This is a genomic window from Metabacillus schmidteae (assembly GCF_903166545.1).
GTDB classification, from domain to species: Bacteria; Bacillota; Bacilli; order Bacillales; family Bacillaceae; genus Metabacillus; species Metabacillus schmidteae.
In genome coordinates, this window is the sequence record NZ_CAESCH010000003.1 from 248314 (window position 1) to 260129 (window position 11816).

The following is an 11816-nucleotide window of genomic DNA, read 5'->3' on the forward strand; positions in this document are numbered from 1 at the left end:
AAACATTTAGCAGCCTTTGAGGTTGATTAGAAGTGCACACAGTATATTTGTGTCCTTTTCTAATAAACTTCAAGGGCTTTTTGTGTTTTCAAAAACTTGATGTGTGTTCAAACGAGAATTTTAACGGAGCATTTTCTCCATATGGTTCTCGTTTTTTATATAGATAAAAGAAACTTTTAGAAAGAGGGAGTAATTTAAAGGAAAGGAGAGAGATTTAGGTCCTTTGACCGACTATTTAACAAAAAATGTGTTTGAAAACAAGAACATATGTTCTATAATTTAATCAAACATATAAATAAGGGAGGTGTATCCCTAGCTAAGTGTATTTAGTTAGGGGTACTCCCCAACTCTACATTTAGCTAGGGACTTATTTATGTCAAACAACATTGAATGGAAACTAGAAGAAAATGAAGATTCTCCTAAAATGCTGGAAGTGTATTTAGAACAATCATGGCAAAATGCCTTTTGTTATGCGTTAGCATGTGAAGCTCCAGATCAATCTTGGAAGCAACCACTAATTCTTATGACCATTATTGCAGGAAGTGATTCAACCCTTCAATCAATGAAGGCTGCAATGGACATAGGTTCAAATGGTATCTATTTTGGACATGGTGATAAAACACTTACAACATATGAATTCCAACGAGATTTTCAGTTGAATTCTGATAAAGGATCTTATGAAAAGTTTCCTATCACAATTAATCAAAATCGAAAGGCTCTTGCAATTGTTCACGATAAATTATTTGCTAATGAAGAGTATGTTTTATCGTTTGATGGCAATCCAGCAGAAGATATAGCGAATTTATTAGGTGGTTCTAAGTACGGTTTACATATTCTGAATGAATGGAAGGATACAGTATACCAAGAACTGCTTAATAGAGGCTTTATAGAAGAGATTGAAATGTATTTTGACAAAGATCTATTCGTAGATGGTATGTCATTATTACGTATTAAACTTTCAGAAGAAGAGGCAGATAACCTTATTTCGGAGTTGGTCCAACAGAAAACAATCTGTTTTCCGAGGAGCGGAACGGGATCTGAATTAGAAACTGTAGATTCCTTAACTGATTATATGCTTGGATACTCTGATGCGATGGTTGAAAAACTTTCAAAAGAGGTACAACCAACCCATAATCCAATGGTAGATGAAACCTTAAAACATTTTGAGAGTTTTCCTCGTACATTATTCCCTGTACAAAGTCATGTTGCAACAGCTGTTTCAAAAAGGTTGTTAGAACAAAAGGCTGTCATTATACAGGGTGAGATGTCAACAGGGAAATCGTCAGTTATGACTAGTATTGCAGAAGGTTACCATCAACTAAAAGGAAAAAAGGGATATTTCGCTTGTTTAATGGTTCCACCAAGCTTAACGGCAAAGTGGCCTGATGAAATAAGAGAAATAGTACCTGATGCAGAGATTCATGTCATTCAAAAAACAAGTCAATTAATTGAATACCATGTAGCTTGGGAAAAAGCAGGACGACCAAAGCCTAAGAAACCAGTCTTCTTTGTTATTTCGTTTACTACTATGCGTGGAGATAGTCGTATTGTTCCCGCTGTAGAGTTCTCATATAAGAAAACAACTATTCAAAAAACAGAAGACCGTATTCCATACAGATCAGGTTATTATTGTTCTTCATGTGGTAATGCTCACCAGGTCATTGAATCAAGTAATGTTGTGATCAATGAAGATGGGGAAGAGGAGGAGAAGCATGTTAAACGTACAATGCTTGAAGATGAATTTGGAACTGGAAGACGCATATCCAATAACGTGAAACCGCAGAATGCTTTTTGTTCGGAGTGTGGGGATAGTTTATGGACAAAGAAAGTTCCAACTCGTTATAACTCTTTCAAAGAATGGGCTAAACATGAAAAGAAGCTTGTTCATGCTATAGAGCAAGATAACCCTAATCTATATAAGCACATACAAGATACTCAAAAAGAATTTCCTAAAGTCGTAGGAATGCCCAGACGTATTGCTGCCATAGAATACATCCGTCGTCAAATGAGAAATTTCTTCGATATTTCCATTGTAGATGAAGTACATGAACTAAAGGGCGGTATGACTGCACAGGGAAATTCTCTAGGAAGTCTAGCAAAAGTATCGAAAAAAGTAGTGGCTGGTAGTGGAACAATTTTTGGTGGTAAGGCAGAGGATGTCTATTATCTATTATTTCGTCTATTCCCTCATGAAATGGTTGCTAGTGGATTCAAATATTCAGAGATTAGAAGATTCAATGAAGAATACGGGAATATAGAAGAAACCATATACGAATATAAAGATAATGGTGAGTACTCTAATACTAATTCTCGTGGAGGCGTAAGAAGAACTGAAAAAATATTGCCAGGTATATCTTCTTTTATATACGGCAGATATATGCTAAAGAACATGGTGAACGTAAGGCTAGTAGATGTTTGGCCAGATCCAGTTCATTTAGAGAATATGCCTACTATTTTTGTTGATATGGATGAAGATTTAGAAGAGTCTTATCTAGACATGATTCGTTCTTTCGAACATGCAATTGATACTCGTGAAGATGGGCATAAGCTTTACCTGCCAATGACTGATTTTGGTATCAGTTATATTGATAATCCTTTCACTTTTCCTAATGCAACAATAAAAGTTGATGATGCAGGTAATCGTGAGCTTATTTGGAAAGCCATTCATTTAGATGAAAATCGTTTGCTTCCAAAGGAGAAAAAACTACAAGAGATTATATCTTCTGAAATGTCAGAAGGACGTAAATCCATTGTATATGTGCGAGATACAGGTTCTTCAAGTCCAGGTAGAGACGTACGACCACGGTTACAGAAAGTACTCGAACAAGTAGGAGCCAAGGTTTGTATTCTTGACACAGGAACTACAGCTACTAACAAGCGTTCCGATTGGTTAAAAAAGAAAATTGAAAAGGAAAACTACGATGTATGTATTGTTAGTCAGGAACTAGTTAAAGTGGGTCTTGACCTACTCTGTACACCGACTCTTATATACTATCAATTCAGTTGGTCTTTATTTACAATCAATCAATCTAGTAGACGCGCGTGGCGTATCGGTCAAGATAAAGAGTGCCGTATATTTTATGTTCAGTATAAAAATACGTTCCAAGAAACAATGGCTACTTTAATCGCACAGAAAAATAGAGCTTCTGCAGCTATTAATGGCGAACTTAGTTCTGATGGAATTTCCGCTATGTTGGGTGAAGAGGGAGATCTTCAATCGATGTTGATTCAGAGTGTTAAGAAGGGCAATAAGGTTCTTAAAGGATCTACTGAAGATTGGGTTAGTCAGACCTCGGATCGAGCTAGAGAAATTCTGGCAGGTATCGGTAAGAAGAGGACTCCATCTATTCAAGAACAAGTAACCAGCTGGATTACATCTCAAATTAAAGTTGAAGCAACCAAAAATGTACTTTTACGTAAAATAAAGGTGATTACAGAGGACATAGAACGAGGAAAAGTTTCCGGCTTTACATTCAATAATGGTGTGTTTGAAGTAGATATGATTGAAGCATTTGGTTTTGAATTTGTACCAGATGGAGCAATCCTTTCGCATTTAGTTGCTCAACAACAGCAACCATCTGCAACTACAAAGACATACGATGCTAAATTATTTGAAGTAGAGAAAGCTACATCATCAGGTCGTCGTAAAAAGAATACACCTATTGATGGTCAACTAGCATTTGAACTTTTCTAAAAAATGGAGGAATTTAATAAATGATATCAATTATAGAGTTGTTAACATATTGTCAATTTTTCATTTTAGTAGTGTTGGAACAGTATTGTATCGAGAAGTCTCAACAGTTTAAGGTTACGCAGTATCAAGCAACAATGGAGTACATGTATTTTCCAGAAGCATACCAAGAGGATTGTATGGTGCTTCCAAATGAATATGTAAAACCAGTAGTTGAGGTTTCAGATATAAGAGGTAGTAAAGCGGAAGATCTATTTTCAGCCCTGCAACAGGAGCTTGGCTCAAATGAAAATATTGAGCTAGATGCTGAAAGTAATGAAGATAGTTTGATCTTATATGAAGATCATATGAATAGGGTTAATGAGGATAATACTCAAGATGATTTCCTTTTAATCAATGAATTAAACATACTAGATCAATCTGACCTACCTCCTCTACAACAAGAAGATTGTTTGTCTTTAGATGATTTAATAGACTCTAATGAACCAATGATTTCCTCAGATTATCAAGCATTTGCTACTGCAAAAATTGCGGATAACATTATTGGTAACCAACAATGGACTGTGTCAGTTATAGGTATGGAAGGTTCGCATATTCATGTAAGTGATGGACGTCGTGTATGGGTTGATCTTGGTGAAAAAGCTAGATCGATAAATCCAAAAGATATACTTTCTATCGAAGTAAATAAAAAAGAAGACGGTAAAATTGAAGTCATTAGAACAATAAAATTAGAAGAAGGAACATTTGTAAGTGATGAGTATGTAATTCCGGATGAAGAAATATACCTAGATAAAGAAAGGAGAGTAGTTTGTTAGTTTAGGTATAAAAACCTATTTATTCCATTGTTAAAGATTGTTAGATTATCCAAATACTGATTGCAATATGTGTAAGAAACATTTATTATTGTTTTTGTAGAAGCGTGACGAAATCCGTCACCTCCTACCTAAAGCACAAGATATTCACAAAATCTTGTGCTTTAGGTAGGAATCCCCAAATGGATACCTACCATTTTGTTACCATATTTCATTAAAGAAATATAACTTTTAGTCGATATATTACTTAGGAGTTTGGAAGGAGAAGTCAAGATGTTAATTAACACAGAATTGTACGATAGTACCAAAGTCCCTGGATACATTGAGCAATTGAAACGAGAGAAGAAATTGCTAGAAGAAATCAATATTAAATACTCTCTTAAAACAAAATTTATAAATATAACGGGTAAAGGTGTAGAAGTTTTTGATGGTGCCCTTGATGAAGGTTACTATGAGAATCTTGAGGTTTCCTTAGATAACGCATTGTTAAGTTGGTATAGCCCTCTTATTTTACATTTGGATTGTGATACTGAGGCTGTTATTGAAATTAATCCTGACGGCACACTTGTAGATAGTAGTGTTTCTGTAATCACTAATTTCACGATCTCTAATAAACAAGAACAAGATAAAATGCCATTTTTAAGTTCAGCATTTAGAAAGCTAGTACAACTTCACAAGTTTATTAGAAAATTCAAGTTTCATACACACGGTTATAAATTAACCAATATATCAGTTGTGTTTAAAATTGATAGAAAAGGATTTAGTACAGCATTGAGTAAATTAGAATCTCCTAATATGGCTTTCTATGATCAATGGAAAACAATTTTAAACATTGAATATTCTAATCCAAGTAAACGATATAATAATACAGTTGATGTTCCTATTCAAAATGGAAAAATGTTATACAACATCAAGCGTGAGACTATTTCTACTCGTATTAAATTTTCAATACCTACCAAAAGGAAAAGCATATAGAAATGAGGGTATTATCTAACATCATACTTTTTTCTATATGTTTGCTAGTATTATTGATAAATCCTTCACTAGGTGTAGCAAATGAGGGTATTCCTACCTTTATTGAAAAAAGGGACCTTAATGAAAACCCTATTGAAGAAAACGATATTAACCCGACTATTGGAAATATGACTGAGAATTTTAATGGAATGCTGCCTTATATCTATGACACAGGAATGAAATTCATTACAGTTATCTTTCTTATAGCAGTAGTGGCTCTAGCATTATCTCTTATCTTCAAAAATGGACAATGGACCAAGTGGTCAACAGGAGTAATGGTTACATCGTTGTTAATAATACTATTCTTCAGAGGCGGACCAATAATTGTGTTGACAATGGACGCAATAGGTATTACACTTTTTGCAAGTGACTTATTGAATTTTGCAACCTCTGTAGGTATTTATGTGGCAGTAGGCATGATATTAGTATCATTATTATTTAGATTATTCTATAAGCTTATTAATCATCCTGATTACTTTCGATGGAGTAAGAGGTTAATGATTGGATCAGTTATTATCGCAGTATTGTCATTGGTCATCCCGGTTGTATTTTTGGGAGCTTAAGAAGAGGTTTGCTTGTTTAGAGGAGAGGTAAATATGAAATTAGTTATAGATAATACTAAAAAAAGTAGCACTCCGAAAACTTGCGTTAATGATTGCAGTATGTATGATCCAATTACTCAAGAGTGTGGAATTTGGAAAGAAGTTGAAGTGGAAAATCCGAGCATCTTCGCGAGATGTCAAAAAAAACAACCTTTATCTCAGGAACCTATGAAACAAAGGGGACTAAAAAATATTAAGTTTACGCTAATTGAAGATGATTTTTCATGCGAATTCGATGATCAAGAAGTTTTCTATCACCTTCAAGGAGAGAAAGTTTCGGATGAAGGATCGACATATCCATTTAAACCTGATTTTCCTTCCAATCGTGGTGACGCAATCTGGTTCATAGATTCTTCACAAACTTATGGTTGCTGGATTGTTAATCATTCAAAGAACAAATTTATTTCACTCCCACAGGACAACACAGCTCAAAAAGGTGTTTCATCAAGAATATATAAATCTCCCTACCCACTGCATGACCATAAATCATCAAAATCACTGGCAAGTCGTATGTGTTGGTATGTTAATGAAGATGGATATGGCCAGTATGTTCTAATTGGTAACGGGGAAATTATGATGTTATCTAAATAAGTAGTAATTTTAACCTAGCAAATATTGTTTAAATCTTAGTTTTTCTTTATAATAATCATATATAAAGATATTAACTATGTACATATACAAAAAGGGAAAAACCCTCTAATGAAAACACATTAAATATTATGTGTTATTAGGGTTTTTCCTTTTTTTGTGCTTGTAAAAGGAAGTGGATGTGTCATTGCGAATTTTAATTTTAGATCATCAAAACCCGTATAGAATAGGCACTCAAAAACTACTTGAAATTGAGTTTCCAGAACTTACAGTAGACAGTCGAGATGTAAGTGAAATCTCTGATTTTGACCATATTATTGAAACAGATATCCTATTAATTGATCCGAACAGGATTAGTCATTTGAGTAATCTGAAAGAAAAAATGTCAGAGGTAATAAGTAAAGGATGTAATATTGTCATTTATAGTGCATCTATTTCAGCAGATTTCTTAGTTGAGATGCTATCTATAGGTATCAAAGGAATCCTTTTAAAACATTCAAGTCCCACCAATTTCATGATAGGAATATCCAAGGTAATGAAAGGAGAAAGTTATATTGATAGTGACCTTGTGCCACTCCTTTTAACTAAGGTAATAAGTAATGAGAACGAAATAGTAGAGACACAAATAGTAGAAAATCCTAACAAAAAAGCTTTTCCAGAAGATATATTATCAAAGACTGAATGGACTATCTTACAGTTATTCATACAAGGGAAATCCAATTCAGAGATTGCTAGTTCTTTATTTTTATCGGAAAGTACTGTATCACAATATATGGGGAAAATTTCAAAAAAACTAAAGGTTCCGAACCGTACCGCAGCTGCGGTAAAGGCTGTTGCTAACGGATGGATAGATGTATCTGAGTATGTAATATGAAAAATTGAAACATTTTCATAAAAATACTTGCAATAAGTGTAATGTGTATTGTATATTTGTTTTAAGTTCAATACATATTAAAGGAGTGTTTTTTATGAAAAAACCTGTAATTGCTGTATTTGGTGGAAGTCAAGAAGCTACATTTCGTAAATTAGGAGTTAAATTTAATTGTGAAGTTTTACATCATACTGGTAAGACTCGAAACGGGGGAAATAAGAAAGAATTTCGCAATATTATTAAAAAAGCAGATTCAGTGGTTGTTTTATTAGGAGCATGCGGTCATGTGAGCATGGATATCGTAAAGGAGGTCTGTAAGAAACTTGATAAAAATATTGAATTCGTAAATGGTTTCGGTGCTACTGGAGCTATACAAAAAGGGTTAGAGGTAGTAGGGATAAGAGTAGAGGCTGCATAATTATGAAAAAAGGAATTGAATATGATTTCATTAATAGATGTAACAGTGGTGCAAGTAGTACTGAAGTAGGTGATATGAAAGATGTTGGCATATAGTCATCAAGTGTTCGGTATAACATGGGGACTTATAACATTAACCACACTAAATCTATTCGGAATAGATTTTAAAGATCCGATAGATATGCTCTTATTTTTTGGTCTAGTGTTGTTTGGATCATTGTTTCCTGATATAGATACACCAAATTCAAAATTAGGTAGATACTTTTGGGCGTTATTACTAATCATAGTAGCTGCCGTTATAACGACAGCGGTATACTTTCCTTCATTACTTAATCTAATATATGTTGATTTGAAGAATTTTAGTTTACTACTACTTCCTTTTCTATTGATTTTTACAGGACATAGAAAGTTTTCACATTCCCTTTTATTTCTCCTCTTACTCTGCTTCTATTGTTATTTGATTAATTTCTACTTAAAAGTATCCTTAGTATATTTAATTGCTTATATCGTCGGTGTTGTATCTCACCTGATCGGTGACTACTTAACAAAAAGAGGAATACCACTATTTTTCCCTCTTAGTAAAAAATACTTTAAGTTTTTTATTACTTTTCGAACAGGATCATATAATGAACGTTTGATTATCTGGATATTGTTAATATTAAATATCTTATTTATATCTAGCAATTTTATAAAATATATTGCCTTATGAAGATAAGGGGGGAATTTCAATGTTTCTGTTAATCTTTGAAAAGCCACAGCAAGCTAGGACAGTATGTAAAGCCTTTGATCATAAAGATATGAAAAAATACATAGAGATAAGACCTAATGAATTCTTTTCAAAGGGAGCAATTGGTGTATGGTGTATTGGGCATTTATTAAGAGCTTATACACCAGGGGAGTATAAGGAAGAGTGGAAAGAATGGTCAATTTCTCAATTGCCACTTATTCCGGAAAATTTCTCATTAAAATTAAAAGTAGATGAGAAAAAAACCAGTGCTTTTAGCGAAGTTCGTAAATGGATTAATGATAAAAGAATTGAAACGATAATTAACTGTTCTGACCCAGGGAGAGAAGGGATCTTATTAACAGCTTCTCTGTTGAAATATGTAAACAATAGAAAACCTGTAAAACGATTATGGACGACTAGTTTAACTAAAAGTGCGGTTAAAAAAGCATTTAAGCAATTAAAAGATGAAAAAGAATATCTTAATATATACTACGAAGCACACTCAAGGCAAGTATCGGATTGGATTATTGGCATGTCCGCTTCTAGAGCAGTTTCAATTTTAGCTCAGCAAAAAGGAATTAAAGACAAGTCTGGATTTAGTTTAGGTAGGTGCCAGACTCCACTTGTTTCAATAATTCATCGTCGTGAAAAAGAAATCGAGAATTTCAAGGCTATTCCTTATTGGGATTTGTATTTATCCTTTCGGACAAAAAATAATGAGGTTTATCAAGGTAGATGGTTTAAAGAAGGGGAAGAGCATATTTGGGATAAAGTTAGCGCTGAAGCCTTAACAAGGTATATACAAAATAAACCTAGCCAAGTAGCAGAAGTGTCTAATGAAAAGAAAGAAATTCCCCCGCCACAGTTTTATAATCTAACCGAGTTGCAATTTGAGGCAAATAAAAAATATCAATACTCACCTAATAGGGTACTATCTATTGCACAGAGCTTATATGATAAAGAATTTATGACATATCCTCGAAGTTCTCCTCGTGTCGTTTCACAGGAAGAAGCTAAGGGATTTCCTGAAGTTTTAGAGAAATTAAGTCATCTGGAAGAATACTCAAAATTTTTTCCTACTCCATTAAATGATATTAGTGGAAATAAAAGGTTCGTTAATGATAAGGGCGTTGATGATCACCATGCAATTATACCGACTGAAACCCCGCCTTCTACACTGGAGGTTCTAAATAAAGATGAGAAAAGAATCTATGATATGGTCGTTAAAACGTTTATTGCAGCTCATTTCCCTCATGCAGTATATAGCCAATCTGAGATTCAAACTCTTGTTGATCAACAATTTTTATTTAAAAGCAAGGGCACTAGACTTGTAAGTGAAGGTTGGAAATCAATCTATTCCAATGAATATAACGAAGTAGAAGATGATTCTGCTGAAGAAGTGCAGACATTACCTATTGTTGAAGTGAATGAATTAGTTTCTTCTCAAGACATGACCTTAAAAGAAGGGGTAACAAAACCTCCAAAGAGATTCACTGCAGGTCAACTTGTTAAAGTAATGTCTAATGCAGGTGCATATTTAACAAAAGAAGAAAAAGAAGGGTTTACAAATAAAGAATTATGTCTTGGTACTGTAGCAACACAAGCCAATATTATTAAGCAAGTTTTTGATAAAGGGTATGCGCAAGTTAAAAGTAATAAGGTGTACCTTAACCCAAAGGGTGATCTACTTATGAGAATGTTAGGAGAGAACAATTGGTTAGCTTCACCAGTTACAACAGGAAGAATGGAAAATTTTCTTGAAGATATCGGAAAAGGGAAACAACCATACAAGCGTTTTTTGCAGGCTACAAATGAAAGAATAACTCAATTTGTACAGGATCAAATAAATCAATCTGAGCATTGGAATTTCGAAGAGATAATTAATGAAATGCATCAATCTACAATAGTAGGTTCTTGTATGTATTGTGGGTCTGGTGTTATAGATAAAGGGAAATTTTTCGGATGTGAAAGTTATAGTAAGACACAATGTAGTTTTTCCTTTTCAAAAGAAGTTGCTGGTAAAAAGATAACTAATTCTCAGGCTGCGATGTTACTCGAAAAAGGGACCACTCCACTAATTAAAGGTTTTAAAAAGAAAAATAAGGAAGAAACCTTTGATGCATTTTTGGTTTGGGATCCAAATCAGAAGAAAGTTACTTTTAGCTTTGAAGGAGTTCCAACTAAGAGGTGAAGAGAATAACCAGATAAACTGTATCTTTTAAAAATATAAATGGCTTTGATTGAAATTCATGAATTACCTAATGATGTTTTACTAGAAAGATATAGATATCTAGTTTCTGCTCTTGATGTTGTTTCTGACAAATATGAAGAAGTGGTACGAGAACTTGAAATTGTTAGAAAAGAAATATAAAAAAAGGCATAATTCACTAAGAATTGACCTAAAAGCGAAGGCGTGAAGAGTAATTGAATATCACAAAAGAGTTAAGTTTAACTGATGTTTCAGAAGAACAATTAAAGAAAATGCGTCATGCGTTAGGACTTCCAAGAAAAACAAAGCCTTATAGAAATTACTATAACTGTAGTGCTGATAATACCGATTGGATCGATTTAGTTAATAAAGGTTTTGCTATTAAAGGGAATGCATGGACAGAAGATACTTCAAACTTTTATTTAACATTCGAAGCAACCAAACTTGTTTATGGAAAGAGAATGTCTAAGAAATATTATGATGAACTTTAACTCGTAGTTCGCTAAAAAGGAGATTTAACTTTATGATCGCTGATTTCTCAGAATTGTATTGGTTAGTAAATTTCATCAATCAGAATTGGTTTTTATGTTTTTATGTGTCATTATTGGACTTTTTCTTATTTGTTTAGACATTTTTTATTTAGTTACACCATTTTCCAAAAGAAAACCGAAGTGGAAATAGAAATAAATTACGAAGGAGTACATTGTGATGGACAAAGAAGAGAAGAAAGATTTTGCACGTTTGAAAAGAAGAACAAGTGTTTATTGCAAAATAGAAGTGCAGACCTTTGCAACAGAAAAATGCAGAGTCCTGCACTTATTTTAATAAGGGCATAAAAAAAGACTTGCCAGTCACCCCAAGTCCCTCTAATGTAATGGTGTCGAA

General features: G+C 33.5%; 10 protein-coding genes. All 10 read left to right on the top strand.

What is annotated here, in order from left to right:
• Positions 1 to 373 precede the first annotated feature (373 nt).
• The 10 genes from HWV59_RS26875 (at position 374) to HWV59_RS26920 (ending at position 11422) form a co-directional block, all read left to right on the top strand.
• The gene (locus tag HWV59_RS26875) at positions 374 to 3694 is read left to right on the top strand and encodes a DEAD/DEAH box helicase (RefSeq protein WP_102232142.1); all 3321 of its coding nucleotides are present in this window, start codon (positions 374 to 376) and stop codon (positions 3692 to 3694) included.
• A gap of 20 nt (positions 3695 to 3714) precedes the next feature.
• Complete coding sequence (locus HWV59_RS26880) at positions 3715 to 4506, top strand: hypothetical protein (RefSeq protein ID WP_102232141.1); 792 nt, start codon at positions 3715 to 3717, stop codon at positions 4504 to 4506.
• A 270-nt stretch (positions 4507 to 4776) separates the two neighbouring features.
• Positions 4777 to 5478, top strand: a complete 702-nt coding sequence (locus HWV59_RS26885; RefSeq protein WP_102232140.1) for a hypothetical protein — start codon at positions 4777 to 4779, stop codon at positions 5476 to 5478.
• A 2-nt stretch (positions 5479 to 5480) separates the two neighbouring features.
• Positions 5481 to 6080 (top strand): hypothetical protein, encoded by a 600-nt coding sequence (locus HWV59_RS26890; protein ID WP_142385649.1) that lies wholly within the window; start codon positions 5481 to 5483, stop codon positions 6078 to 6080.
• 33 nt (positions 6081 to 6113) lie between these two features.
• Entirely contained in the window at positions 6114 to 6710 is a 597-nt protein-coding gene (locus HWV59_RS26895; protein WP_102232138.1) for a hypothetical protein, read from the top strand.
• Between the two features lie 184 nt (positions 6711 to 6894).
• Complete coding sequence (locus tag HWV59_RS26900) at positions 6895 to 7581, top strand: response regulator transcription factor (protein WP_102232137.1); 687 nt, start codon at positions 6895 to 6897, stop codon at positions 7579 to 7581.
• A 94-nt stretch (positions 7582 to 7675) separates the two neighbouring features.
• Positions 7676 to 7996: a DUF2325 domain-containing protein gene (locus HWV59_RS26905; RefSeq protein ID WP_102232136.1), complete on the top strand. Its 321-nt coding sequence runs from the start codon at positions 7676 to 7678 to the stop codon at positions 7994 to 7996.
• A gap of 81 nt (positions 7997 to 8077) precedes the next feature.
• Complete coding sequence (locus tag HWV59_RS26910; RefSeq protein ID WP_102232135.1) at positions 8078 to 8704, top strand: metal-dependent hydrolase; 627 nt, start codon at positions 8078 to 8080, stop codon at positions 8702 to 8704.
• 19 nt (positions 8705 to 8723) lie between these two features.
• Entirely contained in the window at positions 8724 to 10913 is a 2190-nt protein-coding gene (locus tag HWV59_RS26915; RefSeq protein ID WP_102232134.1) for a type IA DNA topoisomerase, read from the top strand.
• A 233-nt stretch (positions 10914 to 11146) separates the two neighbouring features.
• Positions 11147 to 11422 (top strand): hypothetical protein, encoded by a 276-nt coding sequence (locus HWV59_RS26920; protein ID WP_102232133.1) that lies wholly within the window; start codon positions 11147 to 11149, stop codon positions 11420 to 11422.
• The last annotated feature ends 394 nt before the right edge of the window (positions 11423 to 11816 follow it).

Bases quoted from the DNA above. Each gene is read 5' to 3' on its own strand.
- HWV59_RS26885 (WP_102232140.1), top strand. From the start codon at position 4,777: ATGTTAATTAACACAGAATTGTACGATAGTACCAAAGTCCCTGGATAC.
- HWV59_RS26915 (WP_102232134.1), top strand. From the start codon at position 8,724: ATGTTTCTGTTAATCTTTGAAAAGCCACAGCAAGCTAGGACAGTATGT.
- HWV59_RS26875 (WP_102232142.1), top strand. From the start codon at position 374: ATGTCAAACAACATTGAATGGAAACTAGAAGAAAATGAAGATTCTCCT.
- HWV59_RS26910 (WP_102232135.1), top strand. From the start codon at position 8,078: ATGTTGGCATATAGTCATCAAGTGTTCGGTATAACATGGGGACTTATA.
- HWV59_RS26890 (WP_142385649.1), top strand. From the start codon at position 5,481: ATGAGGGTATTATCTAACATCATACTTTTTTCTATATGTTTGCTAGTA.
- HWV59_RS26880 (WP_102232141.1), top strand. From the start codon at position 3,715: ATGATATCAATTATAGAGTTGTTAACATATTGTCAATTTTTCATTTTA.
- HWV59_RS26905 (WP_102232136.1), top strand. From the start codon at position 7,676: ATGAAAAAACCTGTAATTGCTGTATTTGGTGGAAGTCAAGAAGCTACA.
- HWV59_RS26895 (WP_102232138.1), top strand. From the start codon at position 6,114: ATGAAATTAGTTATAGATAATACTAAAAAAAGTAGCACTCCGAAAACT.